Source organism: Micromonospora sp. CNZ280 (assembly GCF_011759515.1).
On the sequence record NZ_JAAOYP010000003.1, the window covers coordinates 1038963 to 1055022 of the forward strand.

Below are 16060 nucleotides of genomic sequence, written 5' to 3' on the forward strand. Positions count from 1 at the left end.
TCGATAGATGTAAATACTTGAGTATGACAATGTGTTGCAGGCAACTTGCGTCCTGCAACGGCAGGACGCACCCGGCGGGCCTTCGCAGGGCAACGGCGCCGGTACGCACAGCAATCTCGTCAAGGTGAGCGTCGGCTCGGCCGGTTCCGTTACGCCGACCGACCGGGCTGACCGGCGGAACTAGCCGCCCCGAGCGGAGGCGGGCGCCCAGGCTGCCGGCCCGCCCCGCGACCGGACGGCCGGTGGGCGCACCTGGCCCCCACCGGCCGACTCCCCGGCTACCCGATCACGGTCAGGCGGTCGCGCAGATGGCGTACCCGGTGTTCGTCCAGTTGCCGGCGAACGCGTCCTCCTCATACGCGCCGGAGAAGACCGAGGTCGGTGCGGTGGCCGGGCCCCCGTTGGGGCGGAAGTCGTCCACGACCGCCTCGCCGGTGACGCCGGTCAGCTCGTAGCCGGCGCCGGTGAGCACCTTGCCGGCCGGGCAGGTCGCGGTGACGCTGCGGAAGTCGGTGGAATTGCTGGCACTGGTCGCCGACACCCGCACCAGGCCGGCGACCGGGTTGGCGCAGATCGCGTACGCGGTGACCGACCAGTTGCCGGCGAACGCCTCCGCCTCGTACGCCCCGACCGTGACAGCGGTCGGCGCGGTGGCCGCGCCGCCGTTTGGTCGGAAGTCGTCGACGACCGCTTCACCGGTCGCCCCGGTGATCTCGTAGCCCGCGCCGGTCAGCACCTTGCCGGCCGGGCAGGTGGCGGTGACGCTGCGGAAGTCGGTGGAATTGCTGGCGCTGGTCGTGGAGACGTGGACCAGGCCGGGGACCGCGGCGGATGCCGGGGCGGCCGGGACGACCACCGCCGCGGCCACGGCGACGCCGGCGATGAGGCTGAGCGCGCGGGGCCCGAACCGGCGGGAGGCTCGCTGAGCTGACATGTGACTCTCCTGTCTGTCACGCTCCGCGGCGCTGCCCGGTCGGGCCGACCACTGCGGAGTTTTGTCGATGACGCGCTCACGCTAAGTAGTCAGCCGATCAGGCATTATCTCCAAACCGACTACGTCAAGTAGTCGGCTGAGTGCCGTGCGTCTTTGCGGCGAGCCGCCGCCACCGGTACGGCGCGGCGCGGGTCAGGAGAAGTGGGTCTTCGGCCGGCTGATCCGCTCGCCGTCGACGATCAGGTCGACCTTCTCGTTGTAGAAGGCGACCAGGCCGGCGATCGGCAGCAGCGCCCCGGTGGGGAAGGTGTACGACCAGGCCAGGTTCGGGTGGACGGTGTCGCCGACGCGGACGGACCAGTAGTCGCTGGTCCGGCCCTTGTACGGGCAGGCGGTCCGCGTCTGCGACGGGACCAGGTGGCTGAAGTCCACGTCGGTGCGGTTCAGGTAGTAGCGGGTCGGCAGGCCCGTCTCGAACACCAGCACCGGCGCGGCCGACTCGGCCAGCACGACCCCGTCCAGCTCCACCCGCACGCGGCGGCTGGACCGCAGCGCGTCGACCCGGGCGTACGGGTTGCGGGGGTGCACGAAGACCTCCTCGTCCTCCTCGAACCAGCTGTCCATCGCCGCCCAGTCGAACCGGATCGTGTCGGCGAGCGTCGGCAGCGCGTCGTCGCCGTACCAGCGCGCGCACGAATGACGGATCGTCTCGCCCACCCGCAGCCCGTGCAGCCGCGCCGCGCCGCGGGACGACTCCTCCGTGCGCTGCTCATCGACCAGCAGGCCGCGATCCACGTCGACGGCCGGGATGTAGTACTGCGGGTAGAACGGCCACTCCCACACGTACCGCGCCAGCGTCGTGTCCAGCACCTGCTCCCCGGCGAGGAAGGCGCGGATCCGGCGCGGCACCGGCTCGACGTGGTCGACCGGGACGTTCGCCTTCGGATAACCCGGCACGTGTCCTCCTGCACTGCCGCTGACGGTCGGGCACTGGTTCAACGATCAGCGCGGCGGCTACGAATCGACGGCGTCCTCGGTGGTTGCGCAGGGGCCGTCGTGGGCGTCGCGACGCCGGCAGCGGCGGGGCCCGTCGACCCTGGCGTCACACCAGATCCGGGTACGCAGAAACTGACGGTCCTCTTCGCTGAGGGTGGTCTCACCGAAGTCGACGGCGGTGACGTGGCCCAGCGAGTCGCGCAGCGCGACCGCCAGCTCGATCGTGGCGTCGAGGCTGGTCAGGGTGGTGGGCAGGTGGATGACCCAACGGGGTGCGGTCACGTTGGCCACCTGCTCATGGCGTGGCAGCCGTGGTGGCGGGACTGCCATTGCCGCAGCGCCTGGCGGATGCGCTCGGCCTCGGTGTTGGCGGTGGCCAGGTCGCGGTGCAGGCGGTCGAGTTCGTCGGCGAGTTGGTTCAGGTAGGCGTGGACCTGGGCGGGGTCGAGGCCGCGCAAGCGGGTGTCGAAGGCGGCGGCGCGGACGTGGTGCGGCAGCAGGCGCTCGCCGGTCATGTAGATCATCGGTGCGGTGCCTCCTGCTCGGCGATCAGCGCCTGGACCTGCCGGTCGGTGAGGCCACGCTGATCGAGGACCCGCTGGCCCCAGCGGTGCAGCCGGCACGGGTGCGGTGCGCGGTCGTTGCGGCAGCGCGGGCCGTCCGGCCACTGCTCGGCGGCGTGTACGGTCAGCGCCTTGACGGCGAAGCCGACGTCCTCGGCGGTCACGTACGGCGGCAGCGGCAACTCGCCGAGCACCTCGTCGATCGAATCCATGTCCCTCCCTCGCATTGGTAGGGCACCGGGGCGGGCGGGGACGGCGCTCGTCGTTCGGGTCGACGCCGCCGGAGCCCAGCACCCGCCCCGGGCCTCCATCGCAGGGTTGTAGATCAGTGCGGCAGGCCGTATGACGTGCGCGAACTAGGTGATATGCACGGTCCGTATGTGGGCCGTCTACCGACTGCTCTCCCGGTGGGTCCGCCAGTGACGCGCGGCGTTCAGGAGCGGTCCGTGGTGGGGACCGGGCGCCACCTGCTGTTTGCGCTCCCAGAGGCCTACCAGCCCGTCAGCGAAGGCGTTCACCGCCTCGTCGGGTGCCTGCGCCCACGCAGGGACCTGCCGGGCCCACGCCTCGGCGGCGGCCGGTTCGTGGCCGACACGAATGAGGCGTACCAACATGAAGGCGGTGTCGATCCACGCCGCGCCGCGCGCCGGGCTGGACCAGTCGACGAGCCGCAGCCGGTCGCCGAGGAGGAAGTTCCGCGGCGTCATATCGGTGTGCAGGAGCGTGTCGCCGTCGACCAGTTCGGGGGCGATGAGGTCCCGCCAACGGTCGGCGAACCGCTGCACAGGGATGGGCGGAGCCGGGGTCAGTTGACAGCTCAGTGCGCTCAGCAGCTGTGCCACCGGGAGCAGGTCGGGCGATCCGGGGGCCAGATCGGGGTGGCGGCCGGCGGCGTACTCGAACCCGAGGAGCAGCCAGCCCTCCTCCTCGATCGTCCAGCGAAGGCGGGGCACCACCTCGGGCAGGTGTGGATTGACGCGGGCCTCGTTGCGGAAGAGCCAGGCGCTCGGGCTGTCGGTCTCGCCGCCCTTGCAGAAGATACGGCAAGTGTCGGTGTCCAGGACTGCCGCGAGGTCGCAGGACGCGCCGGTTGGGATCGAGTACGCGGCGTGGACGGTGCCGGTGAGGTGTTCGACCTGCCGGCGTACCACGTCGGGAAGCTCGTGCCAGTGGTGGCGGCGCGGCATGCGGTGGCCTCCCGACGGCGAGCGGTCCCGGGCAGTGTATGCCCGGGACCGCTGGTGGGTTGCCTATCGAGTCGGGCTGTCGGTGCAGCCGGCGTGGCACTGAGTGCACTTCGAGTTGCAGTCGGCGGCCGGGCCACCCCAGAGCTCGTGGTCGAGGGCCAAGCCGGCGGCGGTGATGGCGGCGACCGTCCGGGAGATCGGCGCGCCGATCGGCTCGGGCGCGGAGGGGCGTGGCTCGTCCGGAGCAGGCTCGGGCTGGTGGTGGATGAACCGGCCGGCAATACGCTGACAGAAGTCAGCGTACTCGAGGGTGTGCAGGATGAAGGTGTGCCAGCCAATGTCCACGAGGTCGCTCGGGCCGAGCGGTTCGGTGGCGGTGGCGCAGGCGGCGAGGAAGGCGAGGGCCTGGTCCATGATCCGGGCCGGTAGGTCCTGCGCCAGCTCGGGATGGTCGCGGGCGATGCGGGCGGTCAGTTGGGCGAACAGTTCGTCGGAGACGAGCGCCCGGCCGGTGTTGATCCGGTCGATGGTGAGCATCCTGCTCCTTCCGTCAGCGGTACGGCGGCTTGTCGCCGGCCCCGCTTCGAGGCTGCGAAGGACCGCCGGCTGCCCGCATGACGCGGCGAGAATTGTCGATATACGCGGGACGCATACCGCGAGCCCGCGGAACGGTTTGAATGGTTAGGCTCAACAGAGCGCAATGGACACAGCCGCCCGCGAACGGCGAGGTTGCCGGTGACACCTGCGAACTGCCCCCGCTGCGGGGGACGCATCGCCCGCGACAACGACAGCGGACGCTGCACGCCCTGCCAGGCCGCCGAGCGCGACCGGCTGAGCGCGCCGCCCGTCGTGCCTGCATCGTTCTGGGAGCACGAGCCGGTACGGCTCGCGCTGGCGGAACGGCATCTCGGGCGGGTGATCAAGGCGTACCGACACCACCCCTACCACGGACGGAATGCGCTACCGCAGACCGTCGTGGCGGGATGGCTGGGAATCACGCAGGCGCAGCTCAGCCGCGTCGAAAACGGCCCACCGCTGGTGCACCTGGACCGGCTGGCGCACTGGGCGCTGCGGCTAGGAATACCGCCGCCTGTGCTCTGGTTCGCGCTCCCCGGTCGACCCCCTGCGGCGGTCGCCGGAGTCGTCGAGACGACACGCAAGGCTCTTGAAGAAGGTGGCACCACGAACCGCCGACAGTTTCACGCGCTTGCCGCCTTGGCTGGCCTTCAGGCGACCGGCCGCCTCGACATACTTGCGCCGCCGACCGGTGCCCCAGCGAGCATCGGCATGGAGCAGGTGCAATACGCCTCAGCCCTTGTCGAGGAGTTCCGCAAGGCGGATGCAGCAATGGGCGCCGAAGCCCTGTGCGATATCGCGATCCACGTGCACGACCAGTTGTCGACCTGGGCGGCCAAGGCGTCCTACGGCCGGTCGGTAGGCGATGCGCTTCAGAGCGCTCTAGCGGATCTCGCAATCCAAGCAGCTTGGCTCGCCATCGACGCGGACCGCCGGGCGGAGGCACAGCCCTACCTGAACGAAGCCATCGCCCGCGCCCGCATCGCGGACGACTCCCGCGTTGAGGTACGAGCGCTCGCCTGTATGTCGTTGCTCCTGCGGGAAGAACGGCCCAGCGAAGCAGTTCACTGCGCCGAGGCAGCACTGCGCGCATCTGCTGGATGGGCAACGCCCAGACTGAGCACGCTGCTACACCTGCGAGCCGCGTACGCTCACGCAACGCTCGGAGACGCACCCAGCTTCGAGCGCGAGATGACGAGAGCCCGGCGGGCCTCCGACGGTGGCAAGCACGAGGACGACCTGCCATTCATCTCGTTCGTGACGCCCCAGGAGGTCACCGGCATTCAAGGGCTTTCTTACCTTGCCCTTGACCGAGCGGACCGGGCCGCTAACTGCTTCCGATCGATTACGACTGCGCCTGCTGACGCACATCGACGGAACCAGCTGTACTACACGGTCCAGCTCGCCCGCGCGGCGAGCCGACAGCGCGACTTTGAGGGTGCGGCGCAGGCCGGACTGAAGGCTCTACCGGAGGTGGGACGGGTGCGATCGGGACGAGTGACGCGGCTGCTCACCGAGGTACGATCCGCTCTCGCAGGCGCCGGCCGTTCGCTGCCGCAGGCCCGCGCGTTTGTCGACGCCTACGACGGAACGCTGGCGTGACCCAAGAGAACCTGCGGCTGCAGCACTACACCGCAGCGGAAGGTCATGAGCTGGTGGATCAGCTCGTAGACGTGTACCTGGACGCCCACGCCAATGGCGGCCCGCTCTACACCACCGAGCGCTACCGACGGCAGCTCGCCGCGCACATGCCAAGGCCTGGCTGGGAGCTGGTGGCGGCGACAGCCGACGACGAGCTGGTGGGATACATCTACGGGTTCCCGCTGGCGCCGGACACCCGGTGGTGGGATGGCATCCAGGAGCCGGTCCCGGCCGGGTTCACCGAGGAGACCGGCCGCCGCACCTTCGCCGTCAGCGAGTTGCTGGTGCGGCGCGCATGGCAGCGACGAGGCATAGCCCGGGCCCTGCATGACGAGCTGATGAGCAGCCGGACCGAGGAACGAGCCACGCTACTCGTACGCCCCGACAACACCATCGCGCGTCGCGCCTACGAATCGTGGGGATGGCAGTGCGTCGCACGGCTCAAGCCAGCATGGGAGGGCGCCCCGATGTTCATGGTTCTCGTTAGCGAGCTCTCGGCCAAGCGCCCGAATGCCGTGCGCCGTCCCTAACCTGCTGCGGCGCTGGGGCGACGCGGCTTCGGCACTTGCCGGTTGAAGCGGGGCTTGAGGGCCAGGACCAGGGCTTCCTTCGTACCCTCCGGGTTGTCGGTCTCCGGCCAGCGGACCTCGCAGCGACCCAGCCAGCCGGCAATGTCCTTCGCTGTTGCCACGGGGCCCTGCTTGTCGAGGAGCTGGCCGACCTGCTCGTGCAGCACCGACGACCCCCGGTTGCCGGTGAGGTGTTGCCGGAGGCGGTTGCGCAGGTTCCCGGTCCGGCCGACGTAGATGACCGTGCCGCCGTCGAGGACCACGTGCACGCCGGGCGCGCGAGGAGCGTCGGTGGCAGCCTCCATCGTGCACCGCCGTGCAGCCGTGAAACCGGCCAGCAGATCGCCGATCAAGGGGTCGGGCATCCCCGGAGGCTACTCCCCCGCGGCCCCGCACGGCCCGTCGTGGTCGTCGCGGCGCCGGCACCGGCCGCCGCCGTCGAGCCTGGCGTCGCACCAGATCCGGGTACGCAGGAACTGGCGGTCCTCCTCGCTGAGCGTGGTCTCACCGAAATCGATGACGGTGACGTGGGCGAGTGAGTCGCGCAGTGCCGTGGCGAGGCTGATCGCGCCATCGAGGCTGGTCAGCGTGGTGGGCAGGTGGATGACCCAGCGGGGTACGGTCATCGCAGCCACCGGCTGTTCGGTGAACCGGGAGCGGTGTGACGGCAGCCGGTGTGGCGGGACTGCCACTGCCGCAGCGCCTGGCGGATGCGTTCCGCCTCAGTGTTCGCGGTGGTCAGCTCGCGGTGCAGGCGGTCGAGTTCGTCGGCTACCCGGTTGAGGTAGTCGTGCACCTGGTGCGGGTCGAGACCGCGCCAGCGGGTGTCGAAGGCGGCGGCTCGGACGTGGTGCGGGTACAGGCGCTCCCCGGTCACGTAGATCATTGCTGCGGCCTCCATGTCCCTCCCATGCTCTGCTTGACGTGGCACCGAGGCGGGCGGGGACGGTCGGTACGACCGCGCGTCCGTACCGACCGGAGCCCAGCACCCGCCCCGGGCCTGCCTGCTTCCCGCCGCTGCCCCCGTGAGCCGGCTAAGAGGTCCTAACAAAGTCGTACGACGTGTCGGTACGTGATGATGCAGGTGGCGAGGGTGAGGAAGGCTTCGTGGATGTCGTCGCGGCGTTCCCATCGGATGCGTAGTCGTTTCATGCCGTGGTACCAGGCGATCGTGCGCTCAGCTACCCACCGGACCACTCCCAGACCCGAGCCGTGCGGTTGACCTCGACGGGCGATGCGCGGGCGAATGCCCTTGGCCCGTACCGCCCGGCGGTACTTGTCGTGGTCGTAGGCGCGGTCGGCGAACAGCTGGTCGGGGCGCCGACGCGGTCGGCCACGACGGCTTCGTACCGGTGGGATCTTGTCGATCAGCGGGAGCAGTTGGGTGACGTCGTGGCGGTTGCCGCCGGTCAGCGACACGGCCAAGGGGATGCCGGCGCCCTCGGTCAGGACGTGGTGCGTCGAGCCCGGGCGGGCGCGGTCGACCGGGCTCGGGCCGCTTTTGGGCCACGTCGGGCGGCCCGCACGTGGGAGGAGTCGATCACGGCGCGGGACCAGTCGAGCTTGCCGGCTGCCTGGAGTTCGGCCAGCAGCAGCTCGTGCAGCCGCTGCCACACCCCGGCCCGGTTCCACTCCTCCAGCCGCCGCCAGCAGGTCATTCCGGACCCGAACCCCAGTTGTTGGGGCAGGAACTCCCACTGGATGCCGGTGTGCAGCACGAACAAGATCTCGCACAGCACCTGCCGGTCCGGGATCCGCTTGCGTCCCGGGTGCAGTGGATTGCGCTCAGGTTTGGGCAGCAGCGGCTCGATGCGCTGCCACAGCCCGTCCGGCACGATCCACGGCGGCTGCTCGCCACGCCTCACGGCACGGCATCGTAGATCACCCTCTACAAGGGATGAAAGACCCGGAGATCATTTTGTTAGGACCTCTAAGCGCAGCGTGCGGCCGAAGGTTTGTGGCGTCGGAGCAGCGTGCTGGCCAGCGCAGACTCGGGCTATCCGGCTGCATGGGCGCTGCTCCGACGAAGGAGCCACCGCAGTGCCTAGCTGGGGCGTTTCCTCGTCTTCGTACCTTACCGTCATTATCGGTAAAGTCAACGATGCCCTTGAAGTTCTCCCGACTGCCGTGATCAGATGTGTGGGCCTAGCTGGGAGTACTTCGCATGCCCGCACCACGAAAGTTCGAGCCGCACTACCGACGGATCATCGCCGACATCAGAGGGCGTATCGCCTCCGGCGAGTGGCCACCCGGCTACAAGCTGCCGTCCACCAAGGCACTCGCCGACATGTACGAGGTCGGCAGCCAGACGACCGTCCGCCAAGCCATCACGATCCTCATCGAGACAGGCGAGCTGTACGGCCATCAAGGGCTCGGCGTCTTCGTGGCCGAACGAGACAGCTAGTGGAAGGCTCCGACAGCATCGAAGGTGCTCTCGGTACCGGCCTCAACGAGGTGATCGACGTTCGGGGGCGGCGTACCAGGTCACCCTGCGGACGAGCTGCACCAGCGGCGGGAGGCGGCATGGCACAGCGGGCACCCCTTCCAGATGGGTCACGCCCGACCACCCGCTCGCGGAGGTCGCGTTCGCCGCTGGCCGTCGTTGTAGAGCGAAGCACGGAGTTGCCGCTTCGTGAAGCTGTCCGATGCCGGTGCGAAAGTGAGCTGCAATTATGCTGTCGCCTTCGACGGGATCCCGGCAGCCGTCGTGGACGCAGGCACCGCGCCCGTGACAGCCACGCCGGAGCCCGGCGAGAGCGACGGCGGCGATGCGCACACGACGCATGCGAGGTGCGAGATTGTCGATGGCTGGTGGCGGCACGAGACTTTTCACCACCGTCGGGCGACGGGGCACGATCTCTGACGAAGTCGAGGTGGTGACGCGGCGAGGTGAAAGCCGCCGGTGCGGATCTAGTCAGGCTGGGGGTGTGATGACGAACCACGGCGATGGTGGTTCCCCGGCGCCGGGTGGCGCTTCGGGAAGCCCCTGGGTGGCTACGACCGGGGGAAGCCACCTGCGGGGCCGCCGCACACGGGACACCGCACCCGAGGTCGCGTTGCGCCGCGCCGTGCACGCTCTCGGCCTTCGATATCGCTTGGGGCGAACCCTGTTCAACCGGTGCCGGCCGGACCTCGCGTTTCCGAGCCCGCGCGTCGCGGTGTTCGTCGACGGGTGCTTCTGGCACGGATGTCCGCAGCACGGGCCATCCCGGTTTCGGGGTCCCAACGCAGACAGGTGGGCGGCGAAGATCGAGACGAACAGGCAGCGTGACCAGCGGGTAGACAACGAGTTGGTCGGAGCCGGCTGGCGAGTGGTCAGGGTGTGGGAGTGCGAGGTGCGCCGAGAGGCAGGTGAGGCGGCACGCCGGGTTGCTGATGTGGTGCGTGACTCGTCATGTGCGGACACCCTTCCTGCGGGTTCGGTCGCCCGCCGTTCACCCGGCCGGCGTTCCGCCCCTGACTAACCCCCTGCCGCCGCCCGTGAGCCGGGAAGTGCACCGCTGCAGCGCGGCGAGCCGGTTAGGGCCGTCGCGAGGTACGTCAGACTTGGTCGTTCGACCCATCGCGCCGGTCGTACCCCCGTCCTAGGGTCTGCGGCGTGCGCCCCGGTCCCCCTACGGCCCGCTTCTGTCCTTGGTCCGCCGCCCGGTTGGACCCGCCGTTACGCGTCGAATGGGCTGTGGCCAATCCATGGCCCCGGAGGCTGGTCCGAGCCCGGATGGCTGGCGGCCGCACGTACGACTGCCCGGTCACGGGTTGGTTGCCGTCGAACTGGTGTGCGTCCGACTGTGTGGCTGGCGGGAGAGTATGACATCCTGGTCCCCGTCATCGTTTTCGACCGGAGGAGGCGTCGTGAGCGCTCGGAACCTGTACAGCGTGGCGCCATCTGCTGCGCGGTTGACCGACTCGTTGCGCGACATCGGTTACGACTTTCCGACCGCCGTGGCCGACGTGGTAGACAACAGTGTCGCCGCGGGCGCGAATCGCGTCGAGATCGACATCGTGTTTGACGGTTCCGACTCGTGGGTGATGATCGCCGACGACGGCGAGGGTATGAGCGCCAACGGCCTGTTGGAGGCGCTGCGCTACGGCAGCCGGCGCGACTACGGTCGCGGCGACCTCGGCCGGTACGGGCTGGGGTTGAAGACCGCATCTCTGTCGCAGTGCCGGTCCCTGACGGTGGTCAGTCGCAGGAGGGCGGCCACGGCCCGCATCGTGTCGCGGATGATCGATCTCGATCTCATCGCCGAGGTGGATGACTGGGTCGTCGCCGAACCGGCGAACGACGAGCAGGTCGTCAAGGCCCGCGAGACGGTGGCGGACACGGGGGGCACCGTGGTGCTCTGGCGCGGACTCGACCGGGTTCTGCCCGAACGTAAGCCGGAGGGTGGTTGGGCGCGTCGCCGGTTGGAAGCAATGGCGAGCAGGACGGCTGACCACCTGGGTACGGTTTTCCACCGCTTCCTCGAGGGCGAGGTCGGCGGTGGCCTCGTGATCACGGTCAACGGCGAGAAGGTTCGGCCGTGGAACCCGTTCGCCCCAGACGAGCCAGCACGGGAGGTGCTGCCTCCGCTCCGTTTCGAGGTGACCGTCGGCGAGGCCACCGGCACGGTGTCATTGCAGCGGTACGTCCTGCCGTCCCGCGACCAGTTCACGTCGCAGGCGGAGTTCGAGCGGCTCTCGGGCCCGCTGAACTGGAACCGTCAGCAAGGCCTGTACGTCTACCGTGCCCAGCGGCTGGTCCAGTGGGGCGGATGGAACGGAATGCGGGGCATCGACGAACACACGAAGCTCGCGCGGGCGGCGCTGGACTTCGACACGGATCTTGATGTGGTGTTCAACATCAACGTGGCGAAGATCAGGGTGGCGATGCCGCCGCAGTTGCGTCAGCTGCTCGAACGCCCGGTGCACGAGCTGTGTATGCGGGCGGACGACGCCTACCGCAAGAACTCGCGCGGTGCCTCCGAGGGCCCGAGGGTAGCCTCTGAGCAATTGGCCGCCCTGTCTCGCAGCGAGGCGTCTGGGGCGACGCCGCCCATGCCGGTTGTCGGCTTGGCGCTACGAGCCGCTGCTATGCGCGCGGGTGAGTACGCGGCCCTGCAACGCATCGGAGAGAGGTTGCGGGCCGAAGCCCCTGACGTCGCCGCCGCGCTCGGCTTCAGGGACTGACCACCGGCTGCCGTTCGGTCCGACTCCCCCGTTTGGCTGCCTCGCTGCATGCCTTGTTGAGCGGGCAGCGTGGGCAGGCAGGGTCGGTGGGGCGGCAGACGGAGGTGGCAAGCTCGATCAGGCCGAGGTGTGCACGCCGCGCGTCGGTGTCATCGCCGATCATTCGGGCGACGGCCAGACGCCCTGCGGTCATCCTGTGGCTGCGTTCGACGTGCTCGCCGGTGAAGCGGGCGGCGACGCGGTGAGTGCCCTTGGTGATGAGCACGGGTTCCTCCGCGTTGTCCTCGTCGCTGGTTGGGATCGCGAGGACGGCGAGGTCGATCACCGAGGCGTCGACCCCGCGGAGGCTGTGGATCTTGCCGTCGTCGAGCAGGTCCGGTTGCGACGTAAGGGTGCGCGCCAGTTCGAGCAGCCGCTCGGCGCGGTGCTCGCGGTTGATCCACCGCCCGATCTCAACGAGTTCGTCGCCGGCGTCGACGGTGTCCTGCGGCTGCTCCCATCGTTCGAGCAGCGACCAGAGGATTCGGACCTGCTCGGGTGCTGCCCGGTCGAGGAGCATCTCCGCCGAGATGACCTGCCACCGCGTCCGGGCGCGCAGCCACGGCAGGGCCGGCTCGCCGAGGTCGTCGAACCAGGTGGCGAGGGCCTGGGCTATGTCGCGGCTGCGGTACGGAGTTGGCCTCAGGGCGTCCAGCGCTGCCATCACGGCGCGCCCGAGCTGAGTGCCGAGCGCCGGGGGTACGGCGTTGCCGATCTGACGGAACGCGGCCGACGGTGGACCGGCGAAGCGGAACCAGTCGGGGAAGGTCTGCAGCCGCGCGGCCTCACGCACGGTCAGTGTGCGGTCCTGTCGGGGATGGATGTACCAGTAGCCGTCCTTGGCGATGTGCGCGGTGATGGTGCGGGAGTAGGTGTTCTCACTCAGGCGCTTGTACTTGTCGTCGAAGATGTCGTCCCGATAGCGCTTGACGTCCTGCGGTAGGTCCGAGTACCGGGTGCCGGCGTCCATCATGTCGAAGGCTCGCTGGTCGTCCTCGCGTACGGGTCGGGTGATGTGGTCGAAGACCTTGCCCGCGTCCGCCGGTGCAACACCCTGACGCATCTGCCTCTGGAAGGCAGACGCGGGGCCGGCGTAGTCTGACCAGCCGTCGGCGCCACCCTCGGGCCTCCAACCGCCTTCGACCTCGGGTAGGTCGCTGATCGCGTTCCACACCGACACCCGGTCCGGTACCTCCTGCGGCCAGTCGAAGGCGACTCCGTCGCGCAGTGCGACCAGGATCAACCGTTGGCGGAACTGGGGCACGCCGTAGCGAAGGGTGTCCACGACCCGTTCCTCGACCGCGTAACCGATCGACTCCAGCTCGTGCACCATGGTGCGGAGAATGAACATCTCCCGATCGAGTGCCATGTCGGGGACGTTTTCCATGATCACGGCGGCGGGTCTGGCCAGCTGGATGACCTCCAGGAACGAGCGCCAGAGGTCCCGGCGTTCGTCGTGCGCCGGACGAAGGCCGTGGCGGACCTGGTGACGGATGAGTGAGCGGCCCGCCCGGGAAAACGGTTGGCACGGTGGGCCGCCGGCCAGCAGCTCGATTCCCGCCTCCTTGACCAGGGCTGCGATCCGCCTGACGTTGGCAGACTCTCCAAGGTCGCAGTCGAGGGTCAGGCCCGGGTAGTGGTGTCGGTGTGTCTCGACGGACTCGGGGTCGCGGTCGGCCGACAGGACCACACGGAACCCGGCCTCGGTGAGACCGAGACTCAGGCCACCGGCACCGCTGAACAGGTCCGCCGCCAGCCGCTCACCCCGCTCACGGCAAGCTGCGGCGAAACGGAGGAACTCGTCGTCGTCCCCGCACGCCTGGGGGTGTGGCGCAAGACGGACGAACGGGCCGCGCACGAGCTTGACGCCGTAGCCTGCCCGACGTCGGTCGACGGTGTCGTCCGTCACCTGTGTTACCTCCCCGATCGATCAAACGCCCTGCGCAGGTTACCTCTTTGGCCCGACGCCGTACGTCGGCTGCCCGGCGTTGCCGCGACGGCTTGGCCGACGGGTTCGATGAGACTCGTTGGGCTAGACGGTATGAGCGGCCCGCTTGACCGGGCCGGGGCCTCACTCGCAAGTTGACGTGCATTGCCGGCGAGGGTGGGCCTCGCTGGTAGTGCCGACATTTGCGGGAGGCCTCGGTGTCCGTTGAGCGTACGGGTGTCGGGCGTACGTATCCTCAAATGAGCTTCGATCCCTGAAGCAGTTGTGGCCTGCTCGTCATGGATTATCGGACCCGACCTGAACATGTCCGTGTGAGCACAGTCGGTCGGGCCCCGAGCGAAGAGTCATGCCGTGACGATCAGTGGTCGAGCTCAAAGCCGTTCTCCTCTGCGGTCCTGAGTAAGCCGAGCAACACAGCGCTCTGCTTCTCGGATGGGATCCCTCTCTTCCGCCCGGTCGCGATGTCCAGGATGCCGAGGTGGCTGGGTGACGCAAGACGCCGCGCCACGACGAACCGCCGCACCGACTCCCAGGTGGGCGCGCCCATCTGGAGCACCCTGGTCTGAGCCATGATCCCGGAATCGATCTTCTGAACCGCGACCGCGTCGGCCCGGCGTTGGGCCACCCGCTCGCGAGATTCCAAGGTTGCCAGGAAAGCTTCTGGTACGTCCACGGACGCCTTCCGGACCAACTCCCAGCACGCTTCCCGCTTGGCCCATTCCGTCACGTTCACGATGGGACGGCGCTCATCGGTAAGTAGATCGAAGACCTGCTTCGCCACAACGAGACTGGTCTCCTCAACCGCAGGTGACACTGCCTGCCGCGCCCAGATAAGGTCGAAGTCGAACGACTTACCCGGCGCGTGGGTCTCGACGATCACCGCTAACTTGGACATCGTGTATGTGACGATGTTCGCGAGGTAGCCGCTCTGGTACCAGCTCGCCTTCGCGACCAGTGCGCGGATGCGGTGGTAGAGAAGCGCTTTCGCCACGAGGTGCTTGAAGTAGACCTCGTTGAAGCTCGCCTCCGAGGTCTCCCACTGGGCTGCCACCTGATCGGCGAAGGCTAGGAAGTTACGCTGGGCGCCGGCGCTCACCAGATGGGGCTTCTTCGCCCAAGACACCTCGTACTTCGCCGCGTCGGTCTTGGTGATGACCTGCGCCCGAGGGAACAGGGCAACGAACTTCTTGGCGTCAGCGACGCTGAGCTTGCGTTGCTCGTTGGCGTACTGGCCCCGGGTGCGCTCGTAAAACCACTTAGTCTGGAAGTTCACACCGGGCTGTGCCGGCGCGAGAATCCGGCGCGACAGGTCCTCCAGCCTCACGTGGAAGGGGCTGTTGGAGAAGAAGTCCGCCTCACTGACCTTGTTCTGGCTATTCGCGTAACGGGAGATGCGCGGGACCATCTCGACCGCTTGTTCGGGCTGCACCACCACAAGCTTCGTCTGTACGAAGACATCCTCGAAGTGCGGGATATCCTTGTTGTCGCGGCGGACGTAGAACAGCGTCGCGGTCGTCTGTCCGCCGTTGACGATCTGGAGGTCGCGGATAGTCTTGATCGATCTTCCGTCGGCCGTCCACTCCAGGTCGGTAGCCGTCGCTGTGATGCCGTTGTTGTAGGCGAGGAACCGTGCCGGCTCCGACAGCACTGTCGAGCGTATTCCCTTGTTCACCTTGCCGGCCGTGCTCAGGTAGGAGCGAACGTTGCCCTCCAAGAGCCGGCTTCCGTACCGCCCGTAGAGGTCCGCCAGCACGCGGGCAGGGATAGCGGTGAGGTATGTCTTGACGTCGGAGGCCGTCTCGGAGGTCCGCAGAGCCTCGAGCCCGCTCGGGAGCCACTCCGAGAGGTCAATCTCCAGCTCCTCGCGGCCCTGACTGGACTCATGTACCTGGAGCAGCCGGCGCAGGTCCCAGATGTGGTAGTCGATCCTGATTCCGTCACGTTCTGAGCTGTTGAACGCCTTCGCGCGCCCGCTCATCTCCATGTTGGTGATGAGGTACATCCGGTAGCGGGTTACATTGCGGCCACGCATGCGGAGGTCCTCGGCGAGCTGGTACTCGGGCCCGCTCTCCTCGCGTCCCTCCTGAAAGACGCCGCGGACGGCCTCGTCGAGATAGTTGGTGAGCGACTGAAACGCCCTGCGGGCGTCGGCAGTGGACAGGGTCAGCGGCTCGTCGGAGTCCGCGAAGACTGACACCGCGAGAGCGACCGACCCGTCCTGGTCAGTCAGGTCGAAACCGTTCACCGCGACCGCTCGTTTCCGCTCCCCGGTGCCGACGAAGTGCAGAACGGTGAGCTGCTCGACCTCCTCGGCTTCCGCCAAGCGATCGGACACCTCGGCAAGGAACGCCGTCGATCGGTAGTCGTTCTCGACCTCAGCCCGCGTGTCCACGGTGTTCATGAGGTCCTTGTAAAAGTCCGCGATGTCCATCGATGCC

The 16060-nt window shown here is 68.4% G+C and carries 19 protein-coding genes; 6 read left to right on the top strand and 13 right to left on the bottom strand.

What is annotated here, in order from left to right; genetic code table 11:
• Positions 1-292: 292 nt before the first annotated feature.
• From FHX32_RS26595 to FHX32_RS26625, 7 genes are all read right to left on the bottom strand, one after another.
• Positions 293-934: a hypothetical protein gene (locus tag FHX32_RS26595; RefSeq protein ID WP_167188804.1), complete on the bottom strand. Its 642-nt coding sequence runs from the start codon at positions 932-934 to the stop codon at positions 293-295.
• A 192-nt stretch (positions 935-1126) separates the two neighbouring features.
• Positions 1127-1891, bottom strand: coding sequence for a DUF427 domain-containing protein (locus tag FHX32_RS26600; protein WP_167188807.1), 765 nt, complete (start codon positions 1889-1891; stop codon positions 1127-1129).
• A 57-nt stretch (positions 1892-1948) separates the two neighbouring features.
• Complete coding sequence (locus FHX32_RS26605) at positions 1949-2212, bottom strand: hypothetical protein (protein ID WP_167188810.1); 264 nt, start codon at positions 2210-2212, stop codon at positions 1949-1951.
• Positions 2209-2454 (bottom strand): DivIVA domain-containing protein, encoded by a 246-nt coding sequence (locus tag FHX32_RS26610; RefSeq protein ID WP_167188812.1) that lies wholly within the window; start codon positions 2452-2454, stop codon positions 2209-2211. Before FHX32_RS26610 ends, FHX32_RS26605 begins: the two co-directional genes overlap by 4 nt.
• A complete protein-coding gene (locus tag FHX32_RS26615) occupies positions 2451-2705 on the bottom strand; it encodes a hypothetical protein (RefSeq protein ID WP_167188815.1) in 255 nt (84 codons plus the stop codon). Before FHX32_RS26615 ends, FHX32_RS26610 begins: the two co-directional genes overlap by 4 nt.
• A gap of 177 nt (positions 2706-2882) precedes the next feature.
• A complete protein-coding gene (locus FHX32_RS26620; protein ID WP_167188818.1) occupies positions 2883-3680 on the bottom strand; it encodes a hypothetical protein in 798 nt (265 codons plus the stop codon).
• Positions 3681-3743: 63 nt separating this feature from the next.
• Positions 3744-4217, bottom strand: coding sequence for a hypothetical protein (locus tag FHX32_RS26625; protein ID WP_167188821.1), 474 nt, complete (start codon positions 4215-4217; stop codon positions 3744-3746).
• A gap of 198 nt (positions 4218-4415) precedes the next feature.
• Here FHX32_RS26625 and FHX32_RS35440 point away from each other — a divergent pair, with 198 nt between their 5' ends.
• Complete coding sequence (locus FHX32_RS35440; RefSeq protein WP_486481329.1) at positions 4416-5858, top strand: helix-turn-helix domain-containing protein; 1443 nt, start codon at positions 4416-4418, stop codon at positions 5856-5858.
• Positions 5855-6427, top strand: a complete 573-nt coding sequence (locus FHX32_RS26635; protein WP_167188824.1) for a GNAT family N-acetyltransferase — start codon at positions 5855-5857, stop codon at positions 6425-6427. The genes FHX32_RS35440 and FHX32_RS26635 overlap by 4 nt, the downstream gene beginning before the upstream one ends.
• Here FHX32_RS26635 and FHX32_RS26640 read toward each other — a convergent pair.
• The 4 genes from FHX32_RS26640 to FHX32_RS26655 all read right to left on the bottom strand — a co-directional run bounded on the left by FHX32_RS26640 (position 6424) and on the right by FHX32_RS26655 (position 8304).
• Entirely contained in the window at positions 6424-6831 is a 408-nt protein-coding gene (locus FHX32_RS26640; protein ID WP_167188828.1) for a GIY-YIG nuclease family protein, read from the bottom strand. The two genes, FHX32_RS26635 and FHX32_RS26640, sit on opposite strands and share 4 nt — an antisense overlap.
• A 9-nt stretch (positions 6832-6840) precedes the next feature.
• Positions 6841-7092: a hypothetical protein gene (locus FHX32_RS26645; protein ID WP_167188831.1), complete on the bottom strand. Its 252-nt coding sequence runs from the start codon at positions 7090-7092 to the stop codon at positions 6841-6843.
• Positions 7089-7352 carry a DivIVA domain-containing protein gene (locus FHX32_RS26650; protein ID WP_167189289.1) on the bottom strand — a complete coding sequence of 88 codons (264 nt, stop codon included), beginning with the start codon at positions 7350-7352 and terminating at the stop codon, positions 7089-7091. The genes FHX32_RS26645 and FHX32_RS26650 overlap by 4 nt, the downstream gene beginning before the upstream one ends.
• 158 nt (positions 7353-7510) lie before the next feature.
• Positions 7511-8304 (bottom strand): IS5 family transposase gene (locus FHX32_RS26655; RefSeq protein WP_167189292.1). Its coding sequence is split into 2 segments (ribosomal slippage): positions 7511-7968 and positions 7968-8304, totalling 795 coding nucleotides; the frame shifts between segments, so codons are not numbered across the junction.
• Between the two features lie 326 nt (positions 8305-8630).
• Between FHX32_RS26655 and FHX32_RS26660 the strand changes: the two genes are divergently transcribed.
• The 4 genes from FHX32_RS26660 (at position 8631) to FHX32_RS26675 (ending at position 11635) form a co-directional block, all read left to right on the top strand.
• Positions 8631-8870: a GntR family transcriptional regulator gene (locus FHX32_RS26660; protein ID WP_167188834.1), complete on the top strand. Its 240-nt coding sequence runs from the start codon at positions 8631-8633 to the stop codon at positions 8868-8870.
• 228 nt (positions 8871-9098) lie between these two features.
• Positions 9099-9329: a hypothetical protein gene (locus FHX32_RS26665; RefSeq protein ID WP_167188837.1), complete on the top strand. Its 231-nt coding sequence runs from the start codon at positions 9099-9101 to the stop codon at positions 9327-9329.
• Positions 9330-9396: 67 nt separating this feature from the next.
• A complete protein-coding gene (locus FHX32_RS26670) occupies positions 9397-9930 on the top strand; it encodes a very short patch repair endonuclease (RefSeq protein ID WP_167189295.1) in 534 nt (177 codons plus the stop codon).
• A gap of 388 nt (positions 9931-10318) precedes the next feature.
• Positions 10319-11635 carry an ATP-binding protein gene (locus tag FHX32_RS26675; RefSeq protein ID WP_486481330.1) on the top strand — a complete coding sequence of 439 codons (1317 nt, stop codon included), beginning with the start codon at positions 10319-10321 and terminating at the stop codon, positions 11633-11635.
• Here FHX32_RS26675 and dcm read toward each other — a convergent pair.
• The gene (gene dcm / locus FHX32_RS26680; protein WP_167188840.1) at positions 11625-13583 is read right to left on the bottom strand and encodes a DNA cytosine methyltransferase; all 1959 of its coding nucleotides are present in this window, start codon (positions 13581-13583) and stop codon (positions 11625-11627) included. The genes FHX32_RS26675 and dcm overlap by 11 nt on opposite strands.
• 397 nt (positions 13584-13980) lie before the next feature.
• The gene (locus tag FHX32_RS26685; RefSeq protein WP_167188842.1) at positions 13981-16053 is read right to left on the bottom strand and encodes an AIPR family protein; all 2073 of its coding nucleotides are present in this window, start codon (positions 16051-16053) and stop codon (positions 13981-13983) included.
• Positions 16054-16060: the final 7 nt, after the last annotated feature.

Coding starts and splice junctions, on each gene's coding strand:
- FHX32_RS26595 (WP_167188804.1), bottom strand. CDS start 934: ATGTCAGCTCAGCGAGCCTCCCGCCGGTTCGGGCCCCGCGCGCTCAGC.
- FHX32_RS26610 (WP_167188812.1), bottom strand. CDS start 2,454: ATGATCTACATGACCGGCGAGCGCCTGCTGCCGCACCACGTCCGCGCC.
- FHX32_RS26615 (WP_167188815.1), bottom strand. CDS start 2,705: ATGGATTCGATCGACGAGGTGCTCGGCGAGTTGCCGCTGCCGCCGTAC.
- FHX32_RS26620 (WP_167188818.1), bottom strand. CDS start 3,680: ATGCCGCGCCGCCACCACTGGCACGAGCTTCCCGACGTGGTACGCCGG.
- FHX32_RS26625 (WP_167188821.1), bottom strand. CDS start 4,217: ATGCTCACCATCGACCGGATCAACACCGGCCGGGCGCTCGTCTCCGAC.
- FHX32_RS26640 (WP_167188828.1), bottom strand. CDS start 6,831: ATGCCCGACCCCTTGATCGGCGATCTGCTGGCCGGTTTCACGGCTGCA.
- FHX32_RS26645 (WP_167188831.1), bottom strand. CDS start 7,092: ATGACCGTACCCCGCTGGGTCATCCACCTGCCCACCACGCTGACCAGC.
- FHX32_RS26650 (WP_167189289.1), bottom strand. CDS start 7,352: ATGATCTACGTGACCGGGGAGCGCCTGTACCCGCACCACGTCCGAGCC.
- FHX32_RS26660 (WP_167188834.1), top strand. CDS start 8,631: ATGCCCGCACCACGAAAGTTCGAGCCGCACTACCGACGGATCATCGCC.
- FHX32_RS26670 (WP_167189295.1), top strand. CDS start 9,397: ATGACGAACCACGGCGATGGTGGTTCCCCGGCGCCGGGTGGCGCTTCG.
- FHX32_RS26685 (WP_167188842.1), bottom strand. CDS start 16,053: ATGGACATCGCGGACTTTTACAAGGACCTCATGAACACCGTGGACACG.